Origin of the sequence: Pseudomonas sp. TE50-2 (genome assembly GCF_040813665.1) — a bacterium.
Lineage (GTDB): Bacteria > Pseudomonadota > Gammaproteobacteria > Pseudomonadales > Pseudomonadaceae > Aquipseudomonas > Aquipseudomonas soli.
On record NZ_JBFNXN010000001.1, the window covers coordinates 1,977,020 to 2,001,157 of the forward strand.

The following is a 24,138-nucleotide window of genomic DNA, read 5'->3' on the forward strand; positions in this document are numbered from 1 at the left end:
AGCCACTTTATCACAGCACCTGATTCTATTTAGGCGGGTGGCTAGATCGAAAAGGTCTAATGATATGACTGGGGGTTTGGGCAAAAAAGCATCGCGGGGCACGCCCGCGATGCGGCCGTCAGATCGGATTCGGGCAATCGATGAACAGGTGCTCCAGGGCAAAGCGACGCGCCAGGTAATCGCCCAGCGCCTGCACGCCATAACGCTCCGTGGCGTGGTGGCCGGCGGCGATGAAACTGACGCCGTTCTCGCGGGCACTGTGGAAAGTCTGCTCCGACGCCTCGCCACTGATGAACAGATCGACCCCGGCGGCGATGGCGGTGTCGATGTAGCCCTGCCCGCCCCCGGTGCACCAGCCGACCCGACGGATCATCTGCTCACCCTCGATGAGCAGCGGCTCACGCCCCAGCGCCTCCTGCACACGGCGGGCGAAATCCCGCGCCGATACCGGTTCGGCCAGCGAGCCGACCAGGCCCACAACCTTGGGATTGTTGGGGTCCAGCGGACCTTCGACGGTGATGTCCAGCTGGCGCGCCAGCTGCACGTTGTTGCCCACCTCCGGGTGCACGTCCAGCGGCAGGTGGAAGGCCAGCAGGCTGATGTCGTACTTGAGCAGGGTCTTCAAGCGTCGCTGCTTGATACCGGTGATGCAGGGGTTTTCGCCCTTCCAGAAATAACCATGGTGCACCAGTACGAGGTCGGCCTCGGCCTCGACCGCGGCGTCCAGCAGCGCCTGGCTGGCGGTCACGCCGCTGACGATGCGGCTGACCTGGGGACGGCCTTCGACCTGCAGGCCGTTGGGGCAGTAATCCTGGATCCTGGCACTGGCCAGGTAGCGCTCGGCTTCCTCGACCAGGGTATTGAGGGCGACGGCCATGAAAAATCTCCTCGAATTCGGCATTGCGACGGGCGTCAGGCCCTATAATGGCCGCCATTATGGGCCGTCGCCGGCGTGGGGGAAACCGCTGGCAGGCGCTCGGGGTGTCCAGCCATCGCCGTTCGGTTTCTTCAGGTGTATGATCGCGCCCGCTCGCGCCCCGGGCCCCATAGACACGGCCCCCGCCCCACTCCCAGGATCGATTCATGCTCAAGGCTCTGCGTTACTTCGGCTGGCCCCTGCTCACCGGTGTGCTGATCGCCATGCTGGTCATCCAGCGCTTCCCTGAATGGGTCGGCCTGCCCAGCCAGGACGTCAACCTGCAACAAGCCCCGCAAACCACCAAGCTCATGCAGGGGCCGGTCTCCTATGCCGATGCCGTGACCCTGGCCGCGCCCGCAGTGGTCAACCTCTATACCACCAAGGTGGTGAACAAGAGCGCGCACCCGCTGTTCGAGGACCCGCAGTTCCGCCGTTTCTTCGGCGACAACCTGCCCAAGCAGCGGCGCTGGGAGTCGAGCCTGGGTTCGGCGGTAATCATGAGCCCGGAAGGCTACCTGCTGACCAACAACCACGTCACCAGCGGCGCCGACCAGATCGTCGTGGCCCTCAAGGATGGCCGCGAGACCCTCGCCCGAGTGATCGGCAGCGACCCGGAAACCGACCTGGCGGTACTGAAGATCGACCTCAAGAGCCTGCCGGCGATCACCATCGGCCGCTCCGACAGCATCCATATCGGTGACGTGACCCTGGCCATCGGCAACCCCTTCGGTGTCGGCCAGACCGTGACCATGGGCATCATCAGCGCCACCGGCCGCAACCAACTGGGCCTGAACAACTACGAAGACTTCATCCAGACCGACGCTGCGATCAACCCGGGCAACTCCGGCGGTGCGCTGGTGGATGCCAACGGCAACCTGGTGGGTATCAATACCGCGATCTTCTCCAAGTCCGGCGGCTCCCAGGGCATCGGCTTCGCCATCCCGGTCAAGCTGGCGCTGGAGGTGATGAAGTCGATCGTCGAGCATGGCCAGGTGATTCGTGGCTGGCTGGGCATCGAAGTGCAGCCGTTGAGCCAGGAGCTGGCCGACTCGTTCGGCATGCAGGGCCGCCCCGGTATCGTCGTGGCGGGGATCTTCCGCGATGGCCCGGCGGCGCGTGCCGGCCTGCAACTGGGTGACGTGATCCTGAGCATCAATGGCGAGCCGGCCGGCGACGGGCGCAAGTCGATGAACCAGGTGGCGCGGATCAAGCCCAACGAGAAGATCACCATCGAGGTGATGCGCAATGGTCAGCAGCTCAAGCTGGTGGCCGAGGTGGGGTTGCGGCCACCACCAGCGCCGGTGGCCGCAAAAGAAGAGAAGTAAGGCTACAGGAGTGGGAGCAACTGCCCTGTGTCGTTTGCAAGGGCCTCATCGCTGGCAAGCCAGCTCCCACAGGAACGGCGCTTGACTCGAGGGCAGCGCGGTCGGAGTGGGAGCCGGCTTGTCGTGGCGACGAACCGCGGCGAAAGGGCCGCGAAGCGGCCCCGGGTACATCAATGCAGGATCTGGCTCAGGAATAGCCTGGTCCGGTCACTGCGCGGCCGGTCGAAGAAGTCATCCGGCGCCGCCTGCTCGACGATCTCGCCCTTGTCCATGAAGATCACCCGATTCGCCACGGTGCGGGCAAAGCCCATCTCGTGGGTCACGCAGAGCATGGTCATGCCATCCTCGGCCAGGCTGACCATGGTATCGAGCACCTCCTTGACCATCTCCGGGTCCAGCGCCGAAGTCGGTTCGTCGAACAGCATGATCTTCGGCTTCATGCACAGCGCCCGGGCAATCGCCACTCGCTGCTGCTGACCGCCGGACAACTGCCCGGGGTACTTGTGCGCCTGCTCTGGAATGCGCACGCGCTCGAGGAAGTGCATGGCGATTTCCTCGGCCTTGCGCCTCGGCAGCTTGCGCACCCACATGGGCGCCAGGGTGCAGTTCTCGAGGATGGTCAGGTGCGGGAACAGGTTGAAGTGCTGGAACACCATGCCCACCTCGCGGCGGATCGCCTCGATCTGCTTGAGGTCGTTGGTCAGCTCGACGCCATCGACGACGATACGCCCCTGCTGGTGTTCCTCCAGCCGGTTGAGGCAGCGGATGGTGGTCGACTTGCCCGAGCCCGACGGCCCGCACAGCACGATACGCTCGCCCTGGCGCACGTTCAGATTGATGTCCTTGAGCACATGGAACTGGCCGTACCACTTGTTCACGCCCTGCATCTGGATGATGCCTTCGGGGCCGGCAGGCTGCTTGATCGCTTCACTCATTTCGAAACTCCTAACGCTTGTGGCCAGTGTCCAGCTTGCGCTCCAGGTGCATGGAGTAGCGGGACATACCGAAACAGAAAATCCAGAACACCAGGGCGGCGAACACATAGCCCTCGGTCGCCATGCCCAGCCAGGCCGGGTCGGCCGCGGCCTGCTTGACGCTGTTGAGCAGGTCGAACAGGCCGATGATGATCACCAGGCTGGTGTCCTTGAACAGGGCAATGAAGGTGTTGACGATGCCGGGGATCACCAGCTTGAGCGCCTGGGGCAGGATCACCAGGCCCATCGCCCGCCAGTAGCCCAGGCCCATGGCCGCGGCGGCTTCATACTGGCCCTTGGGGATGGCCTGCAGGCCGCCGCGCACCACCTCGGCGATGTACGCCGACTGGAACAGGATCACGCCGATCATCGCCCGCAGCAGCTTGTCGAAGCTCATGCCTTCGGGCAGGAACAGCGGCAGCATCACCGAGGACATGAACAGCACGGTGATCAGCGGCACGCCGCGCCAGAACTCGATGAAGGTCACGCAGACCACCTTCACCGCCGGCATGTTCGAACGCCGCCCCAGCGCCAGCAGGATGCCCAGCGGCAACGCGCCGACAATGCCGACCGTGGCGATCACCAGGGTCAGCATCAGGCCGCCCCATTGGCTGGTGGGCACCGTTTCCAGGCCCAGCGTGCCACCGTGCAGCAGGATGTAGGCCAGGATCGGGTACAGCACCAGGAAGCCCAGGCCATACACGGCCTTGCGTGGGAAGCGCTTGATGAACAGTGGGGCCGCGCCGAGCACGGCGAGCCACACCGTCAGGTCGACGCGCCAGCGCAGTTCCGTCGGGTAGTAGCCATACATGAACTGGCCGAAGCGCTGCTGGATGAACACCCAGCAGGCGCCCTCCTTGGTGCAGTCGGCGCGTGTGGTGCCGACCCAGTTGGCGTCGATGAACGCCCACTGCACCAGCGGCGGCACGATCAGCCACACCAGGTACAGGGCGAACAGCGTCAGCAAGGTGTTGAGCCAGCTGGAGAACAGGTTGGCCCGCATCCAGGCGAGCACGCCAACGGTCTTCACCGGTGGCGGCATGTCGGGTTTGAAAACATGGGCTGTCACGGAAGGACCCTCACCGTTCGATCAGCGCAATGCGCTTGTTGTACCAGTTCATCAACAGCGAAATGCTGATGCTGATGGCGAGATAGACGCTCATGGTGATGGCGATCACCTCGATGGCCTGGCCGGTCTGGTTGAGCACGGTACCGGCGAACAGCGAGACCATCTCCGGGTAGCCGATACCGGCGGCCAGCGACGAGTTCTTCGCCAGATTGAGGTACTGGCTGGTCAGCGGCGGGATGATCACCCGCAACGCCTGGGGAATGATCACCTTGCGCAGCGTCGGGCCTTCGCGCAGGCCCAGCGAGCGGGCTGCCTCGGTCTGGCCGTGGCTGACCGAACGGATACCCGAGCGCACGATCTCGGCGATGAACGCAGCGGTGTAGATGGTCAGCGCCAGGGTCAGCGCCAGCAGCTCGGGGATCAGCACCCAGCCACCGACGAAGTTGAAGCCCTTGAGCTGCGGCACTTCCCAGTGCACCGGGCTGCCGAACAGCAACGCGCACACGCCGGGGATGCCGATCAGCAGCAGCAGGCCCACCCAGAACTTGTGGAATGGCTGGCCGGTTTCATCGAAACGCTTGTTGGCCAGGCGCACCATCAACACGATGGCGACGATTGCCAGCACCAATGCGATCACGAACGGCCAGAAGCCCTCGGCCATCGAGGCGCCGGGCATGTTCAGGCCGCGGTTGCTGATGAAGAAGGTGTCGTCGATATTGATGCTGCCCCGCGGCCCCGGCAGGGTCAGGAACACGGCGAAGTACCAGAACAGGATCTGCAGCAGCGGTGGAATGTTGCGGAAGGTCTCCACGTACACCGTCGCCAGCTTGTTGATCATCCAGTTCGGCGACAGCCGCGCCACGCCGATGATTAAGCCCAGCAAGGTAGCCAGGATGATGCCGATGAAGGTCACCAGCAGGGTGTTGAGCAGGCCGATGACGAACACCCGGGCGTAGCTGTCCGATTCCACGTAGGGGATCAGGTGCTGGGCAATGCCGAAGCCGGCACTGCGCTCGAGGAAATCGAAACCGGAGGTGATGCCCCGGTGCTGAAGGTTGGTCTGGGTGTTATGGAACAGGTACCAGCCCAGGCCCACCACGAAGACCACGGTGAGGATCTGGAACAGCCACGCGCGCACACGTGGATCACTAAGGGAAAACCCTTTCCGTGCGCCGATTTGATTTTGCATGAAGTGCCCCGAAAAGAAGGGATTCGAACGACCCGCGGCGGCAGGATGCCGCCGCGGGGTGCAGCCATCAGCGCACAGGTGGCGCGTACTGGATGCCGCCGTTGTTCCACAGGGCATTCATGCCACGGTCGATCTTCAGGTCGGTGCTCTGGCCCAGGTTCTTCTCGAACACTTCGCCATAGTTGCCGACTTGCTTGACGATCTGCACTACCCAGTCCTTGGGCAGCTTGAGGTCCTTGCCATACTCGCCATCGGCGCCCAGCAGGCGGGCGACGTCAGGGTTCTTGGTGGACTTGGCCTCGGCCTCGACATTCTTCGAAGTGACCCCTGCTTCTTCCGCGTTGAGCATGGCGAACAGGGTCCACTTGACGATGCTGAACCATTCCTCGTCGCCCTTGCGCACGACGGGGCCCAGGGGCTCCTTGGAGATGGTTTCCGGAAGCACCACGTACTCGGTCGGTGCGGCCAGCTTGGAGCGCTGGGCGAACAGCTGCGACTTGTCCGAGGTCAGCACGTCGCAACGGCCGGACTCCAGCGACTTGGCGCTCTCGTCGGAGGTGTCGAAGGTGATCGGGGTGTATTTCAAGCCATTGGCACGGAAGTAGTCGGAGACGTTCAGTTCGGTGGTGGTACCGGCCTGGATGCAGATGGTGGCGCCATCGAGCTCCTTGGCGCTGGAGACACCGAGCTTCTTGTTGGCGAGGAAACCGACGCCGTCATAATAGGTGACACCGGCGAACACCAGGCCCATGCCGGCATCGCGCGAGCTGGTCCAGGTAGTGTTGCGCGACAGCACGTCGACCTCGCCGGACTGCAGCGCGGTGAAGCGCTCCTTGGCGTTGAGCTGGCTGAACTTGACCTTGGTCGCATCGCCAAACACGGCGGCGGCCACGGCGCGGCACACATCGGCGTCGATGCCGACGATCTTGCCCTGTGCGTCAGGCACGGAGAAGCCGGGAAGACCATCGCTCACGCCACACTGGACGAAGCCCTTCTTCTTCACCGCGTCGAGGGTGGCGCCGGCCTGGGCGAAGCTGGTGGCGCCCAGCGCGGCGGCGGCGGTCAGGACTGCCAGGGTGGTTTTCAACATCTTCATCAACAACCTCCAAATCGCTCTTGTTGTATGAGCCGGAATTGCACCGCACCCTTATGAGGCGCATCCGACCCCTTGTTGGCTTGTTTTTGGGTCAATTGGCGCAATGGGCTGTTCTATGACAGCCTTCGATCCACACGAGGGGTGTTACCGGGACCGGCCCACCTCTTCGCATATCCAGGACATAGCAAAGGGCGTACCACAGTCCACGGCTTAAGCGATAAAGCGGTAGTCAAGTAGGAAAAGTTGTAGAGTTGCGACAATCTTTTTCTGGCATTTGCCGCCAATGCCTTCTTTTTACGCACTACATCAGTACGCCAGCACTCTTTCGGAGCAGTCATGACCCAACCGCTGATTCTCGAACCGCAGAAAACCGCCGACGCCTGTGTGATCTGGTTGCACGGCCTGGGGGCCGACCGTTACGACTTCCTACCGGTAGCGGAATTCATGCAGGAACGCCTGCTCAGCACCCGCTTCATCATGCCCCAGGCGCCAACCCGCCCGGTAACCATCAACGGCGGCTACCAGATGCCCAGCTGGTACGACATCAAGGCCATGACCCCGGCGCGGGCCATCGACGAGACGCAACTGGAAGAGTCGGCCGACCAGGTGATCGCCCTGATCAAGGCCGAACAGGCCAAGGGCATCAACCTGTCGCGCATCTTCCTCGCCGGGTTTTCCCAAGGTGGTGCGGTGGTGCTGCACACTGCCTATATAAAGTGGCAGGAAGCGCTGGGCGGCGTGATCGCCCTCTCCACCTACGCGCCAACCTTCAGCGACGCGCAGCAACTGAGCGCCTGTCAGCAGCGCACGCCGGCGCTGTGCCTGCACGGTATGCACGACCCGGTGGTGATCCCCTCGATGGGCCGCACGGCGTTCGAGTACCTCAATACCTGGGGTGTGGCCGCCCAGTGGCATGAGTACCCGATGGAGCACGAAGTGGTGGTCGAGGAGCTGAAGGACATCCACGACTGGCTGAGCCGCCAGTTGCAGTGATTCTGTAGCCCAGCCCGCATTGCACTACGCCGCGCCCGATTCTTGCATTACACTGCCCGGCGTACATTCCTTAACCAGTTGACGAGACGACCGTGCTCAAGGCACTCAAGAAAATATTCGCCAAAGGTGACGCCGCACCGCCCATCGCCGCGTCCCAACCCGAGCCGGCTCCTCAGCCGGCCGCCTCCCAGGCGCCAGAGCGCCAGGCCGGCAAACCCAGGCCAAAGCCTGCGCCCAAGGCCAAGGCCGAGCCACAAGCCGCCGTCCAGGTCGCCCAACCGCCGCGCGCCGAGTCGCCTGCCAAGGACAAACCACGCCGCGAACGCAAGCCCAAGCCGCAGGCGAGCCTGTGGAAGCCGGAGGATTTCGTCGTCGAGCCGCAGGAAGGCAAGACGCGTTTCCACGACTTCAAGCTCTCCAATGAGCTGATGCATGCCATCCACGACCTCGGTTTCCCCTATTGCACGCCGATCCAGGCCCAGGTCCTGGGCTACACCCTGCGTGGCCAGGACGCCATCGGCCGGGCCCAGACCGGCACCGGCAAGACCGCCGCGTTCCTGATCTCGATCATCTCGCAGCTGCAGCAGACCCCACCGCCCAAGGAACGCTACATGGGCGAGCCACGGGCGCTGATCATCGCCCCGACCCGCGAGTTGGTGGTGCAGATCGCCAAGGATGCCCAGGCCCTGACCAAGTACACCGGCCTGAACGTGATGAGCTTTGTCGGCGGCATGGACTTCGACAAGCAACTCAAGTCGCTGGAAGCACGCCATTGCGACATCCTGGTTGCCACCCCGGGCCGCCTGCTGGACTTCAACCAGCGCGGCGAGGTGCACCTGGACATGGTCGAAGTGATGGTGCTGGACGAGGCCGACCGCATGCTCGACATGGGCTTCATCCCCCAGGTCCGCCAGATCATCCGCCAGACCCCACCCAAGAGCGAACGCCAGACCCTGCTGTTCTCCGCCACCTTCACCGACGATGTGATGAACCTGGCCAAGCAGTGGACCACCAACCCGGCCATCGTCGAGATCGAGCCGGAGAACGTCGCCAGCGAAACCGTCGAACAGCACGTCTACGCCGTGGCCGGCAGCGACAAGTACAAGCTGCTGTACAACCTGGTCACGCAGAACAAGTGGGAACGGGTGATGGTGTTCGCCAACCGCAAGGACGAGGTACGGCGCATCGAGGAAAAACTGGTGCGTGACGGCATCAACGCCGCCCAGCTGTCGGGTGACGTGCCGCAGCACAAGCGTATCCGAACCCTGGAGAGCTTCCGTGAAGGGCGCATCACCGTGCTGGTGGCCACCGACGTGGCCGGTCGTGGCATCCACATCGACGGCATCAGCCATGTGATCAACTTCACCCTGCCGGAAGACCCGGACGACTACGTGCACCGCATCGGCCGTACCGGTCGCGCCGGCACCAGCGGCGTGTCGATCAGCTTTGCCGGCGAGGACGATTCGTACCAGTTGCCGGCGATCGAAGAGTTGCTGGGGCGCAAGATCAAGTGCGAGATGCCGCCGGACGAGCTGTTGAAGCCCGTGCCGCGCAAGCATCACTGAATGGCAGGATCGGGGCCGCTACGCTGCCCTATCGCCGGCAAGCCGGCTCCCACAGAGATACGCGCTCCTGTGGGAGCCGGCTTGCCGGCGATCCGGGGCGCAGCCCCGGCCAGCGAATAGAGCATCACCAGCGGCCCGCCGCATCCTGGTCGCTCTGCTTGCCTTCCACCCAGCGCGGCCCTTCCTGGGTATTCTCTTTCTTCCAGAACGGCGCCCGGGTCTTCAGGTAGTCCATGATGAAGTTGCAGGCATCGAACGCCGCCTGCCGATGCGCGCTGGCCACGCCGACAAAGACAATCGGCTCGCCCGGTTCCAGGGCGCCGATACGGTGCAGCACCTCGACCTTGAGCAGCGGCCAGCGTCCTTCGGCCTCGACCACGATCTTGGCCAGGGCCTTCTCGGTCATGCCCGGGTAGTGCTCGAGGAACATCCCCGCCACCTCCCTGCCATCGTTGAAGTCACGCACATAGCCGACAAAGCCGACCACCGCGCCCACGCCGACATTGGCGGCGTGCATGGCGTTGACTTCGGCGCCCGGGTCGAAGGCCGCCTCCTGAACGCGCACGGCCATGGTCAACCTCCGGTCACGGGTGGGAAGAACGCGATCTCGTCACCCTCTTCCAATGGCTCATCGAGCCGGCACAGCTCTTCGTTACGGGCACACATCAGGTTCTGCTCGGCCAGCACCGCGTAGTGCCCGCCCTTGCCCGCCAAGGCCTGGCGCACGTCGTCCAGCACCTTGAAGTCGCCTTCCAGGCGCTCGGTGTCGATGCCCAGCAACTCACGGTAGCGGGCGAAATACATGACCTTGACCTTCATCACCCCTCCACCTTGTAGTGCCCGCTCTTGCCACCGGTCTTCTCCAGCAGGCGCACCTGCTCGATGACCATGCCTTTGTCCACTGCCTTGCACATGTCGTAGATCGTCAGCGCGGCGACGCTGGCGGCGGTGAGCGCCTCCATTTCGACGCCGGTCTGCCCGGCCAGCTTGCAGCGGGCGACGATATGCACCACGTCCTCGCCCTCGGCGGCCAGCTCGACCTTGACGCCGGTGAGCATCAGCGGATGGCACAGCGGGATCAGGTCGCTGGTCTTCTTCGCCGCCTGGATGCCGGCGATGCGCGCCACCGCGAACACGTCGCCCTTGGGGTGTTGGCCATCGACGATCATGCGCAGGGTGTCCGGCAACATGCGCACCCGTGCCTCGGCAATCGCCTCGCGGGCGGTCACGGCCTTTTCAGTGACGTCGACCATGTTGGCGCGCCCCTGGGAATCAAGATGAGTCAGCACTGCTCTGCTCCTGGGAAGGGATAACAGAGTGTAAACCTGCCGGTCAGCTTTGAGCAGAGGGCAGAACAGCGCATCGCGGGGCCAGCCCGCCCCCACGGTGGGAACGGGCTGGCCGGCGACAGGTTACAGGTGCGACTCGGCGTACTCGGCCAGTACCGAGCGTGGCACGCCCTGCAGGGTGATATGAACGCCGTGGGGGAAGTCCTTGAAGCGCTCGGTGAGGTAGGTCAGCCCGGAACTGGTGGCCGACAGGTAGGGGGTGTCGATCTGCGCCAGGTTGCCCAGGCAGACCACCTTCGAGCCGGTCCCGGCACGGGTGATGATGGTCTTGATCTGGTGCGGCGTTAGGTTCTGGCACTCGTCGATGAGGATCAGGCTCTGCTGGAAGCTGCGCCCACGGATGTAGTTCAGCGATTTGAACTGCAATGGCACCCGCTCGAGGATGTACTCGACACTGCCGTGGGTGCTCTCGTCATCCATGTGCAAGGCTTCGAGGTTGTCGGTGATGGCGCCCAGCCAAGGCTCCATCTTCTCCGCCTCGGTGCCCGGCAGGAAGCCGATCTCCTGGTCCAGCCCCTGCACGCTGCGGGTGGCGATGATGCGCCGGTAGCGCTTGCTGACCATGGTCTGTTCGATGGCCGCGGCCAGCGCCAGGATGGTCTTGCCCGAGCCCGCCGCGCCGGTCAGGTTGACCAGGTGGATATCCGGGTCGAGCAAGGCGAACAGCGCCAGGCTCTGGTGGATGTCCCGTGGCTTGAGGCCCCAGGCTTCCTGGTGCAGCAGCGGTTCCTGGTGCAGGTCGAGCAGCAGCAGCTCGTCGTTGCGGATGCCCTTGATCCAGCCGACGAAGCCCTGTTCGTCGATGATGAACTCGTTGACGTGCACGGCGGGCAAGTTGTCCGTCAACTGCACCCGATGCCAGGTACGGCCACGTTCCTGACGCGTATCGACCTTGCTCACGCGGTCCCAGAACGACCCTGTGACCGAGTGGTAGCCCTTGGACAGCAAGGACACATCGTCGACCAACTGGTCGGTGCTGTAGTCCTCGGCGGCGATCCCGCACGCACGCGCCTTCAGGCGCATGTTGATGTCCTTGGTCACCAGCACCACGTCGAGGTCCTTGCGCTTGGCGCGCAGGTCCAGCAGCTGGTTGATGATGATGTTGTCGGCGAGGTTCTCGGGGAGCAGGCGGTTAGGCTCGTTGCGCGTGCTCATGAGGATGGACAGGAAGCCCTTGGGCCCGCTCTTGCCGCGCTGGATCGGCACGCCCTGCTCGACATCGCTGGGCGAGGCGTCGCCGAGGGTCTGGTCGATCAGGCGGATGGCCTGGCGACATTCGGCGGCGATGGTCTGTTTACCGGTCTTGAGCTTGTCGAGTTCCTCCAGCACCGTCATCGGTATGGCGACGTGGTGCTCCTCGAAGTTGAGCAGGGCGTTGGGGTCGTGAATCAGGACGTTGGTATCGAGCACATACAGGATTGGCTGGTTGGAGGAAGGGTTGCGTCCTTGGTCATCCATACTCGTTCACCTTATGTGAAAGCCACACGGCGCGAACGGCTGCGCCGCAAAGTGACTGCCGTTCTCCCCGTATCCGCGTCGTTACGGGCGGGAAGCTCACCTGGCAAGGAGGGCGTGGATGACGCCACCTGTGCTGCAGGGTTCGGCTGTCTGGTTCCTTGATACCGCAAAAACCATGACCGAAAAAAGTCTTTTTACGCTCAGGTGAAGTTTATTTTTCGGATTGACGAACAGGGCTTGGCGCGGGCCCGGAGCAGGACTACAGTCAAGGATCAGGTGCCGCGCAATGCCCTCAGGCGCGCACGAAACGCTGGCGCAACACATCGCTCAGGGCATCCACCAGCAACACCAGCACCAGCATGGCGATGATCACCGTGCTGGCCTGGGCCTCCTGGAACAGGCTCAGGGTCGCGTAGAGCATCTGCCCCAGCCCACCCGCCCCCACGAAACCCAGCACGCTGGCCATGCGGATGTTGTTCTCCCAGCGATACAAGCTGTACGCCAGCAACTGCGGCCACAGGTTGGGCAAGGTGCCGAAGCAGAAGGCCGCCACCTGGCTGCCGCCCTGCAGGCGAATCGCCGCCGCAGGCTCGGGCGGTGCATTCTCCAGTGCCTCGGCGAACAACCGCCCCAACACCCCGGCGGTATGCAGCGCCAACGCCAGGGTGCCGGCATTCGGTCCCAGACCCGCAGCCAACACGGTCAGCGCCGCCCAGACCAGCTCCGGAATCGCCCGCAGCGCATTGAGCAGCAGGCGCGCCGCGCCCTGCAACGACAAGCCGAAACGCCCGGCGGCCGGCAGCGCCAGCAACAGGCCGAGCAGCATCGCCAGCAGCGTCCCCATCCCCGACATCGCCAGTGTTTCCAAGGCGCCCTGCCCTACCGCGCGCAGGTGTGCCAGCGACAGGTCCGGGTGCAGGAAACGCGCCGCGTACTCGCCCATCTGCGCCGGCCCGCCACTGCCGACGACCGCTGCCAGGTCCAGCTCCAGATAAGCGAACGACGCCAGTACCGCCGCCAGGATCGCGACGACCACCAGCCCATTGATCACCCGGTTCATGCCAGCCTCCCGCGCAGGAAACGGCTGAGCAAGTCGGCCAGCACGACCAGCAGCAGGAAAGTCAGCAGCATGCTCGCCACCTCGGCACCGGCGAACATGCGCATCGACAGATCGATCTGCTGGCCTAGTCCACCGGCACCGACGAAGCCCATCACCACCGAGGCGCGCACCGCGCACTCCCAGCGGTACACGGTGTAGGACACCACTTCGCTCGCGGCCTCGGGCAGGGTGCCGTAGAGAAACGCCGACAGGCGGCTGCTGCCGGCCTGCAGCAAGGCATGGGCGGGACGCTGGTCCACCGACTCGAAGATCTCCGCGTAGACCTTGCCGAGCATGCCGCTGTAGGTGATGGCGATGGCCAGCACACCGGCAGTCGGGCCCAGGCCCACGGCGCGGACGAACAACAGTGCCCAGACAATCTCGGGCACGCTGCGCAGGAAAATCAGCACGCCGCGCACCGGCAGGCGCGCAGCCCGGGACCATGGCCCCAGGCGCCCGGCGCTGGAGGCTGCCCGTAACGACAGCGCCCGGCTGGCGAGCAGGCTGGCCGGTACCGCCAGCAACAGTGCCAGGCTCATGCCCGCAGTGGCCACGGCCAGGGTCTGCACCGTGGCGGTGAGCAGCAAATCGAGAAACCCGGCATCGTGGGCCGGGGGCCAGAACGCGCTGACGAAGCCGGCCATCTGTTGACGGTTCTCGGCCTGCAACAGCACGCCGGGGTCAAGCTCGCTCAAGTGCAGGCCCGGCCACAGCAGCGCCAGGCACAGCAGGGTCAGCAGCAAACGAGGCAAGGCAGCGGGATCGCGCTGGTCAGTGCTCAGCATCGCGGGATCTGCACCTGCAGGCTCGCCGTCGCGGCGACAGGCGATGTCAGTTGCTCATTGGCGTACAAGGCGTCGAGCATCGCTTCGCTGACCGCTTGCGCCGGGCAATCGAACGCCACCTGCCCGGCGCGAATGCCGACGATGCGCGGAAAGTGCGCGAGGGCGAGCTCCACCGCGTGCAGGCTGGCGACCAGCGTCACGCCATGGGCCAGGGCATGACGATTGAGCAACGCCAGGCTGTGATCGGCGAGCACCGGATCCATGGCCGAGACCGGCTCGTCGGTCAGCAGCACTTCGGGTCGCTGGTACAAGGCGCGGGCGATACCGACCCGTTGCAACTGTCCCCCCGACAACTGCCCGCACTGGGCGAACAGCTTGTCAGCCATGCCCAGCTCGGCCAGTGCCGCGCGAGCACCGGGAATATCCCCGGGGTGAATCAGGTTGAGCAGTCCGCGCAAGGTGCCCCACTGCCCCAGGCGCCCCGCCAGCACGGCGGTGACCACCCGCTGGCGCGGCGGCAGGGGCGGTGCCTGGTGCACCAGGCCGACCCGTGCGCGCAAGCGCTGGCGAGCGCGGGCAGACAGTGCCCAGGGCTGCTCGCCCAACAACTCCAGACGCCCGCCACTGGGCGGCACGGCAGTGGCCATCAAGTGCAGCAGGCTGGACTTGCCGGCTCCGGACGGACCGATGATCGCCACCCGCTCGCCCTGGCCGATTTGCAGGTCCAACGCGCTCAAGGCCTGGACCTGGCCATGGCGCACGCTGGCGCCCTGAACACGGATACTCACTTGAGCAGGCCGGCCTCGCGCGCGGCTTGTTCGGTGCCCTGGTAATTCTCCGGCTTGGTTTCGATGAAGCGGCTGGCGGCCTGCAGATCGAGGATCGCCTTGTCCGCAGGCTTGGCCGGATCCAGGGCGAGGAAGGCCTGCTTGATCTTCTCTTTCAGCGCCGGGTCCATGTTGCCGCGCACGGTCCAGTTGTAGTCGAAGTACTCCGGCGTGGTGGCGAACACCCGCACCTTGCTGGTGTCGACCTTGCCGGCGGCGACCAGCTTGTCCCAGACGCTGGCGTTGAGCACGCCGGCATCGGCCTTGCCGGCCTGGACCCAGGCGGCGGTGGCATCGTGGGCGCCGGAATAGGCGACGCGGCTGAAGTATTCCTCAGGCTTGATGTTGTCGTTCTTGAGCATGAAGTAACGCGGCATCAGGCTGCCCGAGGTGGACGAAATCGAACCGAAGGCGAAGGTCTTGCCTTTGAGGTCCTTGAGGCTCTTCACGTCCGGATTGGCGGTGATGAACTTGCTGGTGAACTTGGCATCCTGCTCACGCTGCACCAGCGGCGTGGCCTTTGGATCCTTCAGGTGCACCTGGACGAAGGTGAAGCCCCCCAGCCAGGCCAGGTCCAGGCGATCGCTGGCCAGCGACTCGACCACCGCCGGGTAGTCGGCCACCGGTACGAACTGCACCTTCATGCCCAGTTGCTGCTCGAGGTATTCGCCCAGTGGCTTGAACTTGCGCAGCAGTTCGGTCGGTGCCTCGTCGGGGATGGCGCTGACGCGCAGCACATCGGCGGCCTGGGCGACCACGGCGCAGCAGGACAGCGCGAGACCGGCAAACAGTGCCAGGGGGCGTTTGAGCATGGGGATTCTCCGGTTCGATAGCGGGGCATGGGTCGATGTCGCATCGCGGGGCAAACGAGGGAAGTATAAGAGCCGCAGGCACAAAGGCCAGCTTTGCTACAATCGCGCATCAGCAAAAGTCGAGGTGCACATGAGCGAGCCGATTCGTCTGACACAGTACAGCCACGGCGCTGGTTGTGGCTGCAAGATTTCTCCCAAGGTGCTGGATGTAATCCTCGCCGAGAGCGGTACGCAGGCGCTCGACCCGAACCTCTGGGTCGGCAACGCCTCGCGCGACGACGCTGCCGTCTACGCCCTGGATGACGAGCGCGGCGTAGTCTCGACCACCGACTTCTTCATGCCCATCGTCGACGATCCGTACGACTTCGGCCGCATCGCCGCCACCAACGCCATCAGCGATATCTACGCCATGGGTGGCGACCCGCTGATGGCCATCGCCATCCTCGGCTGGCCGATCAACGTATTGCCGCCGGAGGTCGCCCGCGAAGTGATCCGCGGTGGCCGCGCGGTCTGCGCAGAGGCCGGGATCCCATTGGCCGGTGGCCACTCCATCGACGCCCCGGAACCGATCTTCGGCCTGGCCGTCACCGGCGTGGTAAGCAAGCGCCACCTCAAGCGCAACGACACCGCCAGCGTCGGCTGCCGCCTGTACCTGACCAAGCCGCTGGGCATCGGCATCCTCACCACCGCCGAGAAGAAGGCCAAGCTGCGCGAACAGGACCAGGGCCTGGCCCGCGACTGGATGTGCACCCTGAACACCCCCGGCAGCCGCTTCGGCAAGCTCGACGGCGTGCAGGCCATGACCGACGTCACCGGCTTCGGCCTGCTCGGCCACCTGGTCGAAGTCGCCGAAGGCAGCGGCCTCACCGCACGCCTGCAGTTCGCCGCCGTGCCGCGCCTGCCCAGCGTCGCTTACTACCTGGCCGAGGGTTGCATCCCCGGCGGCACCTTGCGCAACTTCGACAGCTACGGCCACAAGATCGGCGCGCTGAGCGACGAGCAGAAGCACCTGCTGTGCGATCCGCAGACCAGCGGTGGCCTGCTGGTGGCAGTCAGCCCACAGGGCGAGGCCGAATTCCTCGCCGTGGCCCGGGAACTCGGCCTCGAACTGGCGCCTATCGGCGAACTGGTCGAGCGACAGAGCCACGCAGTCGAGGTGATCTGATGCGCCCCGATTGCACCGATCTGAAACGGCTGTTCCTCGACAACGTGCCGCTGATGGACATGCGCGCGCCGATCGAATTCACCAAGGGCGCCTTCCCCGGTGCGGTCAACCTCCCCCTGATGACCGACCAGGAGCGGCACAAAGTCGGCACCTGCTACAAGCAGCAGGGCCAGGCCGCCGCCATCGCCCTGGGCCACCAGCTGGTCAATGGTGCGGTGAAGCAGCAACGCCTCGACGCCTGGGCGGCCTTCACCCAGGCTCACCCCGATGGCTACCTCTACTGCTTGCGCGGCGGGTTGCGCTCACAGATCGTCCAGGGCTGGCTCAAAGAAGCCGGCATCCAGTATCCGAAGGTGGTGGGCGGCTACAAGGCCATGCGCACCCTGCTGCTGGAGACCACCCAACAAGCGGTGCAACACTGCGACTTCGTGCTGGTGGGCGGCCTGACCGGCACCGGCAAGACCGACGTGCTGCTCCAGCTGGACAACGTGCTGGATCTGGAAGGCCATGCCAACCACCGCGGCTCCAGCTTCGGCAAGCGCGCCACCGCGCAGCCGGCGCAGATCGATTTCGAGAACGCGCTGGCCATCGACATTCTGAAAAAACGAGACCGGGGCATCGCCCAGTTCGTGCTCGAGGACGAAGGTCGCGTGGTCGGCAGCTGCGCGGTGCCGCTGGAGTTGTACCAGGGCATGCAGCGCTATCCGCTGGTGTGGCTTGAAGACAGCTTCGAGCATCGCGTGGAACGCATCCTGCGCGACTACGTGATCAACCTGTGCGCCGAGTTCATCGCCGTGCACGGTGCAGAGGCCGGCGGTCCGCTGTTCGCCGAACGCATGCGCCAGAGCATGACCAACATCTACAAACGCCTGGGCGGCGAGCGCTTCCAGCGGCTGTCGGCGTTGCTCGACCAGGCGCTGGACGAGCAGTTGCGCAGCGGCGACGTGAGCCTGCACCGAGGGTGGATAGAAGGGCTGCTCAAGGAATACTACGACCCGATGTACGCCTACCAGCGTGCGGCCAAGGCGCAACGGATCGAATTCGCCGGAGACGGGGTGGAAGTGCGTGAGTACCTGAAGGCCCGGGCGCTGCGTGAGCAACGCGGCGCCTGATTCGCGGATGCCGTATCACTGCCCCGGGCTGAGCACCCGTTCCAGCTCCGCCGCCCGGTCCTTGCTCATGTCCATCTCGCACATCGCGCCTTCGATGCGGTAGATGCTGCCGTTGCTCAACTTGCCGTGGAACGCGCAGTTGCCGTCGCGGTACTTCATCCAGGTGCGCTGGACTTCGCGCAAGTCCTTCTGCTGCTGGCTGTCGAGCTTGGCCATCAGCTGCTTGTAGACCCGGTTCAGCCGGTCATCCTGCAACTGGGTCTCGGCCTGGATGCAGGCGCCCATGGCCAGGGTGCTGGAGGCTTTGTCCATGCACTGGGTATAGGTGGGCGAATAGTCCTCGGCCTGGGCGCCGGCGACGATCAGCAGGGCCGCGGCGCCGACCAGGCAATGCTTGAACATGGGCTTTCCTTTTCGCAGATGAATGTGGCACAGCCTAGCATTCTGCTCCGCCTTCGTTCACGCACAGCGCCTGGATTTGCGCCCGCAGCCAGCGGTGCCCGGCATCACCGTCGCGCCGCGAGTGCCAGGCCTGGGCGAAGGCGAACGGCGAGATCGCCAGGGGCGGCGCGAACTGGCGCAGGGCGGGGTCCAGGCGAGCACCGGCGAGGCTGCGCCGGGCCACGGTGAGCACCAGGTCGGTCCCGGCAATCACACTTTGGGCCACGCCCCAATGCGGCAGGGTTAAGGCGATGCGCCGACGCGCGCCCAAGGTGGCCAAGGCCTGGTCGATCTCGTTGTCGATGCCGGGACGCACCGCCACCAGTACATGGGGCCGCGCCAGCCACGGGTCCAGCGCCAGGCCGCCGCGGGGCGGCAGGCTGGCGCGGTCGGCCAGGCAGACGAAGGACTCCTCGAACAGCACCTGCTGGGCCATTTCCGTCGGCAGCTCCGGAAACACGCCCAACGCCAGGTCCGCCTCGCCGTCGATCAACTGGCCGAGCATCGCCTCGCGGCTACCCTGGGACACCACCAGGTCGATGCCCGGTGCTTCGCGCCGCAGCAGGCCCATCAGCGACGGCAACACCACGCGGGCGCCGTAGTCGGACATGGCCAGGCGAAAGGTACGTCGAGCCCGCGCCGGCTCGAAGCCCGGCGTGCCGAGCAATCCGTCGAGTTGCTGCAAAGCCTCCTGCAACGGCGCGTGCAGGGCTTCGGCGCGGGCCGTCAGTTGCAGGCGACCACCGCGTCGCACCAGCAGCGGATCGGCGAAGATCTCGCGCAACTGCGCCAACGCATGGCTGACCGCCGGCTGGCTGCGGTGCAGGCGCAATGCCGCACGCGAGACATGCTGCTCGCTGAGCAGGGCGTGCAGGGTCAGCAATAGATTAAGGTCGATACGGCGCAAATCATCCATGCTACGAATACAGACTGTGCGAAGTTCGAATTTCCATCATTTAAGTGCATAGCGAAGACTGAGGCCAGTGTTTTGATCAGGAGTAGACACCATGCCCGCCAGCCTCTTCGCCGCCCTCCCCTTGCTCATCGCCCTGCTCGCCGGGGCTGCCGTGCCGTTTCAGGCGGGCAGCAACGCCGCGCTCGGGCGCCTGCTCGGTCATCCGCTGTGGGCGGCCGGGGTGTCGTTGCTGGTCAGCCTGCTGATGCTGGTGCCGGCCCTGCTGCTGATGCGCGCGCCGCTGCCACAGGTGCAGCAACTGGCCCATGCGCCCTGGTGGGCCTGGTTCGGCGGGGTTGCCGGGGTGCTCTACATCACCGCCGCGCTGGTGCTGACGCCACGGCTAGGCGCGGCGGGGTTCATCGTCTGCGTGGTGGCCGGGCAGGTGCTGTCGTCGCTGCTGATCGACCAGTTCGGCCTCATGGGCCTGCCGGAGCGACCTGTGAACCTGCTGCGGCTCGCGGGAGTGGGAATGATCGTGCTCGGGATGATCGTGGTGCAATGGGGGACGGCGCGGTAAGGCCATCACAAGGTGCGCGGCTGCTCCGGCGGCACGATCACCTTGTGCGGCTCGAAGCGCAATGACGGCATTTGCGTACCGGCATACAGCGCCACGCTGAGGGCCGCGATCAGCGCCACATCGAGCCAGCCCCAGCCCGGTACATCCGCTGCCGAACGCGCCTTCCAGCACCACCATAGCTGCCCCATGCAAAACACCAGGATCGCCAGCAACCACAGGTAGAAACCCGCGCCAAAGCCGGTTACGTCCTGGAAGGCGTAGCTCTGGTTGTCCGGCAAGCGGGTGATGGCGAAGCTGCTGGCCGCCAGATACAGCGCCAGCAGGCCGCACCCCAACGCCAGGCGGCGGAGCCGTCGGTGGGCGAGGATCGCCAACGCCAGCAGTGGGTTGGCGAACCACTGGTACAGGCCGAAGGCGATACCCCACGGGCCGTAGAGCAGCATCTGCAATGCCGGTACATGTCGCCCTGCGCCGGTCAGGGCACCATCGAAGGCCAGGCTCAGCAGGTACAGGGCGAGGCTTGTGGTCAGGTAGAAAGCGGGCAAGTCAGGCACCTGGTAAAAGCGGACGAGCTGCGACCTTAACCCAGCCCCTGCCGTCTTTCCAAACCCAAGGCGCGTCTGGCCCTCCGACAAAAAGGCCGCGCAGCCAATCCGGAGTTCAGCCTGCCTGTACCTGCTCCATTGGCTCGTCGGAACTGCGAATCTGCACGCCCAGGCTGGGCATCTGAGTCGCCAGGTAGATGGTGCTCGTCAGCACCGCGATCAGCAGCACATCGAACCAGCGCCAGCGCGGCATATCCTGCGCCGTCTGCGCCTTGCGGCACCACCATCCCTGCCCCAGGCAGAACAGCAGGATTGCCAGTGTCCACAGGTAGTAGCCGGGGCCAAAACCGGTAAGCGGCAGGAAATCATAGCTGCGGTTGTCCGGCAGCCGCTCGATGCCCAGGCAACTGAGCGCCAGGCCCAGGGCGATCAGGCCCGCGCCAAGCGCCACCCAGCGAAAACGCCGGCGGGCGAGGATCGCCAGCCCCAACAACGGATTGGCAAACCACTGGTACAACCCGAAGGCAATGCCCCATGGGCCCATGAGCAGTATCTGCAGCGCCGGCATATGCCCGTCGACGCCCATCAGCAGGCCATCGAAACACAGGCAAAGAAGGAACAGCACAAGGGTGAACATCACATAAAAAGCAGGCACGCGCAGGCTCCATCCAGCAGCGAAAGGCGCGACCATAGCGCAAGCGGGCGTCAGGCGACAGGCGGTTCGAGCAGCAGACCGTAAAGCCCCGAGTCAGACAGCTCGCCGGCCACGCACCAGCGCGCGCGCAGGGTGCCCTCCAGGACGAAGCCCTGGCGCTCCAGGGTACGTGCCGAGCCCTGGTTGCGCGGGTCGATTTCCGCCTCCAGGCGGCGCAGGTGCAGGGTGTGGGCCAGGTAGTCGATGAAGCAGGTCAGCGCTTCGTCCATGTAGCCCCGGCCCTGGGCGGACTTGGCCAGGCAGTAGCCGATTTCGCCCCGGCGCGAGGCCTCTTCGAGGTTGAACAGCTGGACCATGCCGATCAGCTCGCCGTTGTCACGGCGGTACATGCCCAGCTTGAGCAACTGGCCGGCGGCATACGCCTCGCGGTCGGCAGCCAGGGCGCTCTCGGCCTCGGCCAGGGTCTGCCAGGGGGCGTGGTACCAGTAACGCATGACCTCGGGGTCGGCCATGATGGTCAGCCACTGCTGCGCGTCGCCATGACGCATGGGGCGCAACTGCAGGCGTGGGCTGTCGAGGCACAGGTCGCTGGGGAAACTGCGGGGGTCGGGCACGCCGGGACTCCTGTCCGGTGGTTGGGACATGGCAGTTTAACGTCAGAGTGCGTTGCTGCGCACGCCTTCGCCTCGCCCTGGCAAGGCAGCGCCATGTCGTTGCTGACTCAAATGGATGAATGCCGAACGACCTGCTCGACTACTGGGCAGTGTCATATGTCCCAATGCTCATTCACACTGCGCTTATGTACTGTAGGCCTTGTCGATGCTTACAGCCCTGACCTGTTGCAAGACCATGCAAATAAATCTAGGCTTCGCCCAACTGCTGAGGATTCAGTTCAGCACAATATGGAAGATATCGCTAAATCAAAGCATCCTGCCCACGGCCCCGCTTTGATACTAACGAATCGGAACATGCCTCAATACTCACAGCAGGCCAATTCGAGAAGTATGGGAATGTCCGCAAAAAACGTCACAGAAGAGATTAACTCATTTGGCTACAGTGCCGGGATTGAATTTGAGCGCCCTCCCGAGCCTGAAGACATCTCGATAGGTGAGCCCTTCAATCCTGATGACATCGACATCACAACCCGTACGATGACCATCGACTTGCTGCTTTCCAGGATCGAAGATGAAGCCATTGACTTGGCACCAGACTTCCAGAGACGAGCCGGTATCTGGAACGAAGAACAGCAAAGCAGGCTGATTGAATCTTTATTATTGCGTATCCCTTTGCCCACACTGTACGCAGCCGAAGACGAAGAAGAAAATTGGGCGATCGTAGATGGTATTCAGCGACTCAGCACGATCGTAAGATTTATTTCGCCCGACAATGAAAATTTTACGAGGCTAACTTTAAAAAACCTGGAATATCTTGGCCAAGAGTTCAATAACTGCACATTTGAAGACTTGCCCCCCCGCCTCAAGCGTCGACTCAGAGAAACGGAGCTGGTCGTACATGTTATCAAGCACGGAACTCCCGAAGAGGTAAAGTTCAACATCTTTGCTCGAATCAATACCGGGGGACTCCCGCTATCAGGTCAAGAACTGAGACATGCACTAATCCCGGGGCGGGCACGCGACATTCTGAAATACCTTGCAGAGTGCGCCGAGTTCAAAAGTGCTACCGACTACAGCATCCGCGATGAGCGAATGGGTGCGAGAGAGATGGCACTTCGTTTCATTGCATTCAAACTGGACGCACCTACCCGTTATAAAGAACGAGATTTTGACCGCTTTCTCGGCAACGCCATGCGTGCCATAAACGCACTTGACGCGAAACAGCTATCGAAACTCGAAAAATCATTCAAGGACGCCCTTATAACTTCCAGACTTGTATTTAGTACCGATGCATTTCGCAAGCGGTACAATTCAAAGCATGGCAGATACCCAATCAACAAAGCCCTTTTCGAGACATTCTGCGTCGCGTTCTCAAAGCTGACCAACGTGCAGAGAGAAAACTGCATACGGAACGCCAACAGCCTGAAGAAAGCGTTCATGAAGCTCATGCTTGAAACAGATTTTGACACTTCCATCTCTCAGGGCACGGGGGATGCGGCTAAAGTAAGAAAGCGCTTCGCGTCTATCCAACAACTTGTCGATGATCACGCCCAATGAAAAAAGAACTCCACATTCACAATTTCAAGGCTTTCAAAGACATCAGTATCGAGCTTCGTCCACTGACCCTGCTTTCCGGTCAAAATGGCAGCGGCAAAAGCACCACCCTACAAGCCATTGCCCTGCTTAGGCAGTCCATGGATGCCAATGGTTACTCCAACCTGCACGGCCTGCTGCTCAACGGAGAGTTGGTCGAATTGGGCACTGGCAGCGATGTCCTGCACAACGAACATGATGACGAAACCATTTCCTTTACGGTTAATAGCAAAGCATCGGACAACTACTACATTTACGAAACCAGTTACTCCAGCACCTCTGACGTACTGCCTGTGGAGCACTCCTATCGTAAAGGGAACCCCATACCGGGGCTCTATGAACCGGGTTTTCAATACTTAAGAGCTGACCGTATCAGTCCTGCTGTCAGCTATCCGAAATCCCACCATACGGTCAGTGAGCGTAAGTTCTTAGGCACCCGCGGCGAGTACACGGCGCACTTTCTGAGCCTTTTCAGGGATGAACAGATCACTGACAGCGCCAGGAGGCATCCTTCCGCAAGTTCCACCCACGGCCTTTTGACCCAAGTGAACGCCTGGTTGCAGGAAGTATCGCCTGGCGCACGCGTGAGCACCGAAGAGGTCCCCAGGACGGACTTCATGCGCCTTGAGTACAGCTACGGCAGTACTTCGGGCATACGGGGCAACAACCCTTTCAGAGCGACCAACGTCGGTTTCGGCCTGACTTATTCACTGCCGATTATCGTCGCCTGCCTCGCCTCCCCTAAAGGCAGCCTTGTCATGCTGGAAAACCCTGAAGCGCATCTTCATCCACAGGGCCAGATTGCCATCGGTGGCTTGATTGCGCGCGCAGCCGCGTGCGGCGTACAAGTACTGGTTGAGACCCATAGTGATCACGTGCTAAACGGCATACGGATTGCCGTGAAAGAGGGCGTTATTCCGAACACAGCTGTCGGCCTCAATTTTTTCAACCGAGCCGATGCAGCGTCCCAACCCATTCACTCGCGCCCCGAGATCTCCCCAAGTGGTCGGCTGAGCGAATGGCCAGACGGTTTCTTCGATCAGTGGGACAAAGCCCTGGACAGGATTCTGGACTAACG

General features: G+C 63.6%; 26 protein-coding genes. 8 read left to right on the plus strand and 18 right to left on the minus strand.

All coding sequences use genetic code 11. The annotated features are described in order from the left end of the window. Positions 1–118: 118 nt before the first annotated feature. A complete protein-coding gene (locus AAHK21_RS09050; protein WP_367857036.1) occupies positions 119–877 on the minus strand; it encodes a Nif3-like dinuclear metal center hexameric protein in 759 nt (252 codons plus the stop codon). 206 nt (positions 878–1,083) lie between these two features. Here AAHK21_RS09050 and algW point away from each other — a divergent pair, with 206 nt between their 5' ends. Next, the gene (algW, locus tag AAHK21_RS09055; RefSeq protein WP_046857030.1) at positions 1,084–2,244 is read left to right on the plus strand and encodes a Do family serine endopeptidase AlgW; all 1,161 of its coding nucleotides are present in this window, start codon (positions 1,084–1,086) and stop codon (positions 2,242–2,244) included. A 170-nt stretch (positions 2,245–2,414) separates the two neighbouring features. Here the strand turns inward: algW and AAHK21_RS09060 are convergent, their stop codons facing one another. The 4 genes from AAHK21_RS09060 to AAHK21_RS09075 form a co-directional block, all read right to left on the minus strand. Continuing rightward, positions 2,415–3,179, minus strand: coding sequence for an amino acid ABC transporter ATP-binding protein (locus tag AAHK21_RS09060; RefSeq protein WP_023629378.1), 765 nt, complete (start codon positions 3,177–3,179; stop codon positions 2,415–2,417). A gap of 10 nt (positions 3,180–3,189) precedes the next feature. Beyond that, on the minus strand, positions 3,190–4,287 hold the full coding sequence (locus AAHK21_RS09065) for an amino acid ABC transporter permease (protein WP_046857031.1): 1,098 nt from the start codon (positions 4,285–4,287) through the stop codon (positions 3,190–3,192). Between the two features lie 10 nt (positions 4,288–4,297). Continuing rightward, entirely contained in the window at positions 4,298–5,476 is a 1,179-nt protein-coding gene (locus AAHK21_RS09070) for an amino acid ABC transporter permease (protein ID WP_367857037.1), read from the minus strand. A 67-nt stretch (positions 5,477–5,543) separates the two neighbouring features. Next, complete coding sequence (locus AAHK21_RS09075; RefSeq protein ID WP_023629381.1) at positions 5,544–6,572, minus strand: amino acid ABC transporter substrate-binding protein; 1,029 nt, start codon at positions 6,570–6,572, stop codon at positions 5,544–5,546. A 336-nt stretch (positions 6,573–6,908) separates the two neighbouring features. Here AAHK21_RS09075 and AAHK21_RS09080 point away from each other — a divergent pair, with 336 nt between their 5' ends. Together AAHK21_RS09080 and rhlB are read left to right on the plus strand one after the other, a co-directional pair. Continuing rightward, positions 6,909–7,565, plus strand: a complete 657-nt coding sequence (locus tag AAHK21_RS09080; RefSeq protein ID WP_367857038.1) for an alpha/beta hydrolase — start codon at positions 6,909–6,911, stop codon at positions 7,563–7,565. A 92-nt stretch (positions 7,566–7,657) separates the two neighbouring features. After that, positions 7,658–9,130, plus strand: coding sequence for an ATP-dependent RNA helicase RhlB (gene rhlB, locus AAHK21_RS09085; protein ID WP_367857039.1), 1,473 nt, complete (start codon positions 7,658–7,660; stop codon positions 9,128–9,130). A gap of 124 nt (positions 9,131–9,254) precedes the next feature. Here rhlB and moaE read toward each other — a convergent pair whose 3' ends face one another. From moaE to AAHK21_RS09125, 8 genes are all read right to left on the minus strand, one after another. Next, a complete protein-coding gene (gene moaE, locus AAHK21_RS09090) occupies positions 9,255–9,701 on the minus strand; it encodes a molybdopterin synthase catalytic subunit MoaE (protein ID WP_139668757.1) in 447 nt (148 codons plus the stop codon). 2 nt (positions 9,702–9,703) lie between these two features. Then, positions 9,704–9,949, minus strand: coding sequence for a molybdopterin converting factor subunit 1 (gene moaD / locus AAHK21_RS09095; RefSeq protein ID WP_367857040.1), 246 nt, complete (start codon positions 9,947–9,949; stop codon positions 9,704–9,706). Further along, the gene (moaC, locus tag AAHK21_RS09100) at positions 9,949–10,419 is read right to left on the minus strand and encodes a cyclic pyranopterin monophosphate synthase MoaC (RefSeq protein ID WP_046857035.1); all 471 of its coding nucleotides are present in this window, start codon (positions 10,417–10,419) and stop codon (positions 9,949–9,951) included. Before moaC ends, moaD begins: the two co-directional genes overlap by 1 nt. A gap of 123 nt (positions 10,420–10,542) precedes the next feature. Continuing rightward, on the minus strand, positions 10,543–11,937 hold the full coding sequence (locus tag AAHK21_RS09105; RefSeq protein ID WP_023629387.1) for a PhoH family protein: 1,395 nt from the start codon (positions 11,935–11,937) through the stop codon (positions 10,543–10,545). 292 nt (positions 11,938–12,229) lie between these two features. Further along, complete coding sequence (gene phnE / locus AAHK21_RS09110; protein WP_367857041.1) at positions 12,230–12,997, minus strand: phosphonate ABC transporter, permease protein PhnE; 768 nt, start codon at positions 12,995–12,997, stop codon at positions 12,230–12,232. Next, positions 12,994–13,821, minus strand: coding sequence for a PhnE/PtxC family ABC transporter permease (locus AAHK21_RS09115; RefSeq protein WP_367857042.1), 828 nt, complete (start codon positions 13,819–13,821; stop codon positions 12,994–12,996). The genes phnE and AAHK21_RS09115 overlap by 4 nt, the downstream gene beginning before the upstream one ends. Further along, entirely contained in the window at positions 13,815–14,609 is a 795-nt protein-coding gene (locus tag AAHK21_RS09120) for a phosphonate ABC transporter ATP-binding protein (protein ID WP_367857043.1), read from the minus strand. Before AAHK21_RS09120 ends, AAHK21_RS09115 begins: the two co-directional genes overlap by 7 nt. Continuing rightward, positions 14,606–15,460: a putative selenate ABC transporter substrate-binding protein gene (locus AAHK21_RS09125; RefSeq protein ID WP_367857044.1), complete on the minus strand. Its 855-nt coding sequence runs from the start codon at positions 15,458–15,460 to the stop codon at positions 14,606–14,608. The genes AAHK21_RS09120 and AAHK21_RS09125 overlap by 4 nt, the downstream gene beginning before the upstream one ends. A gap of 130 nt (positions 15,461–15,590) precedes the next feature. On the opposite strand from AAHK21_RS09125, the gene selD reads away from it, so the two are divergent. Further along, positions 15,591–16,625, plus strand: a complete 1,035-nt coding sequence (selD, locus tag AAHK21_RS09130; protein WP_367857045.1) for a selenide, water dikinase SelD — start codon at positions 15,591–15,593, stop codon at positions 16,623–16,625. Then, the gene (gene mnmH / locus AAHK21_RS09135; protein ID WP_367857046.1) at positions 16,625–17,737 is read left to right on the plus strand and encodes a tRNA 2-selenouridine(34) synthase MnmH; all 1,113 of its coding nucleotides are present in this window, start codon (positions 16,625–16,627) and stop codon (positions 17,735–17,737) included. Before selD ends, mnmH begins: the two co-directional genes overlap by 1 nt. A 15-nt stretch (positions 17,738–17,752) precedes the next feature. Here mnmH and AAHK21_RS09140 read toward each other — a convergent pair whose 3' ends face one another. Both AAHK21_RS09140 and AAHK21_RS09145 read right to left on the minus strand, forming a co-directional pair. After that, positions 17,753–18,139, minus strand: coding sequence for a lysozyme inhibitor LprI family protein (locus tag AAHK21_RS09140; RefSeq protein WP_094010239.1), 387 nt, complete (start codon positions 18,137–18,139; stop codon positions 17,753–17,755). 34 nt (positions 18,140–18,173) lie between these two features. Beyond that, on the minus strand, positions 18,174–19,094 hold the full coding sequence (locus tag AAHK21_RS09145) for a LysR family transcriptional regulator (RefSeq protein WP_367857047.1): 921 nt from the start codon (positions 19,092–19,094) through the stop codon (positions 18,174–18,176). A gap of 91 nt (positions 19,095–19,185) precedes the next feature. Between AAHK21_RS09145 and AAHK21_RS09150 the strand changes: the two genes are divergently transcribed. Then, entirely contained in the window at positions 19,186–19,653 is a 468-nt protein-coding gene (locus tag AAHK21_RS09150) for a DMT family transporter (protein ID WP_110736788.1), read from the plus strand. Positions 19,654–19,658: 5 nt separating this feature from the next. Here the strand turns inward: AAHK21_RS09150 and AAHK21_RS09155 are convergent, their stop codons facing one another. The 3 genes from AAHK21_RS09155 to AAHK21_RS09165 form a co-directional block, all read right to left on the minus strand. Next, positions 19,659–20,198, minus strand: a complete 540-nt coding sequence (locus AAHK21_RS09155) for a hypothetical protein (RefSeq protein ID WP_367857048.1) — start codon at positions 20,196–20,198, stop codon at positions 19,659–19,661. A gap of 115 nt (positions 20,199–20,313) precedes the next feature. After that, positions 20,314–20,853, minus strand: coding sequence for a hypothetical protein (locus tag AAHK21_RS09160; RefSeq protein ID WP_367857049.1), 540 nt, complete (start codon positions 20,851–20,853; stop codon positions 20,314–20,316). Positions 20,854–20,903: 50 nt separating this feature from the next. Beyond that, on the minus strand, positions 20,904–21,467 hold the full coding sequence (locus AAHK21_RS09165; protein ID WP_052062241.1) for a GNAT family N-acetyltransferase: 564 nt from the start codon (positions 21,465–21,467) through the stop codon (positions 20,904–20,906). A gap of 93 nt (positions 21,468–21,560) precedes the next feature. Here AAHK21_RS09165 and AAHK21_RS09170 point away from each other — a divergent pair, with 93 nt between their 5' ends. Beyond that, on the plus strand, positions 21,561–23,024 hold the full coding sequence (locus AAHK21_RS09170) for a DUF262 domain-containing protein (protein WP_367857050.1): 1,464 nt from the start codon (positions 21,561–21,563) through the stop codon (positions 23,022–23,024). Beyond that, positions 23,021–24,136, plus strand: a complete 1,116-nt coding sequence (locus AAHK21_RS09175; protein WP_367857051.1) for a DUF3696 domain-containing protein — start codon at positions 23,021–23,023, stop codon at positions 24,134–24,136. The genes AAHK21_RS09170 and AAHK21_RS09175 overlap by 4 nt, the downstream gene beginning before the upstream one ends. Positions 24,137–24,138: the final 2 nt, after the last annotated feature.

Excerpts from the sequence above, each read along its gene's own strand:
- moaD (WP_367857040.1), bottom strand. The coding sequence starts at position 9,949 with ATGAAGGTCAAGGTCATGTATTTCGCCCGCTACCGTGAGTTGCTGGGC.
- AAHK21_RS09050 (WP_367857036.1), bottom strand. The coding sequence starts at position 877 with ATGGCCGTCGCCCTCAATACCCTGGTCGAGGAAGCCGAGCGCTACCTG.
- AAHK21_RS09075 (WP_023629381.1), bottom strand. The coding sequence starts at position 6,572 with ATGAAGATGTTGAAAACCACCCTGGCAGTCCTGACCGCCGCCGCCGCG.
- AAHK21_RS09170 (WP_367857050.1), top strand. The coding sequence starts at position 21,561 with ATGTCGTTGCTGACTCAAATGGATGAATGCCGAACGACCTGCTCGACT.
- AAHK21_RS09115 (WP_367857042.1), bottom strand. The coding sequence starts at position 13,821 with ATGCTGAGCACTGACCAGCGCGATCCCGCTGCCTTGCCTCGTTTGCTG.
- AAHK21_RS09175 (WP_367857051.1), top strand. The coding sequence starts at position 23,021 with ATGAAAAAAGAACTCCACATTCACAATTTCAAGGCTTTCAAAGACATC.
- AAHK21_RS09125 (WP_367857044.1), bottom strand. The coding sequence starts at position 15,460 with ATGCTCAAACGCCCCCTGGCACTGTTTGCCGGTCTCGCGCTGTCCTGC.
- selD (WP_367857045.1), top strand. The coding sequence starts at position 15,591 with ATGAGCGAGCCGATTCGTCTGACACAGTACAGCCACGGCGCTGGTTGT.
- phnE (WP_367857041.1), bottom strand. The coding sequence starts at position 12,997 with ATGAACCGGGTGATCAATGGGCTGGTGGTCGTCGCGATCCTGGCGGCG.
- algW (WP_046857030.1), top strand. The coding sequence starts at position 1,084 with ATGCTCAAGGCTCTGCGTTACTTCGGCTGGCCCCTGCTCACCGGTGTG.
- AAHK21_RS09105 (WP_023629387.1), bottom strand. The coding sequence starts at position 11,937 with ATGGATGACCAAGGACGCAACCCTTCCTCCAACCAGCCAATCCTGTAT.
- AAHK21_RS09060 (WP_023629378.1), bottom strand. The coding sequence starts at position 3,179 with ATGAGTGAAGCGATCAAGCAGCCTGCCGGCCCCGAAGGCATCATCCAG.
- AAHK21_RS09140 (WP_094010239.1), bottom strand. The coding sequence starts at position 18,139 with ATGTTCAAGCATTGCCTGGTCGGCGCCGCGGCCCTGCTGATCGTCGCC.
- mnmH (WP_367857046.1), top strand. The coding sequence starts at position 16,625 with ATGCGCCCCGATTGCACCGATCTGAAACGGCTGTTCCTCGACAACGTG.
- AAHK21_RS09150 (WP_110736788.1), top strand. The coding sequence starts at position 19,186 with ATGCCCGCCAGCCTCTTCGCCGCCCTCCCCTTGCTCATCGCCCTGCTC.
- AAHK21_RS09145 (WP_367857047.1), bottom strand. The coding sequence starts at position 19,094 with ATGGATGATTTGCGCCGTATCGACCTTAATCTATTGCTGACCCTGCAC.
- moaE (WP_139668757.1), bottom strand. The coding sequence starts at position 9,701 with ATGGCCGTGCGCGTTCAGGAGGCGGCCTTCGACCCGGGCGCCGAAGTC.
- AAHK21_RS09070 (WP_367857037.1), bottom strand. The coding sequence starts at position 5,476 with ATGCAAAATCAAATCGGCGCACGGAAAGGGTTTTCCCTTAGTGATCCA.
- AAHK21_RS09080 (WP_367857038.1), top strand. The coding sequence starts at position 6,909 with ATGACCCAACCGCTGATTCTCGAACCGCAGAAAACCGCCGACGCCTGT.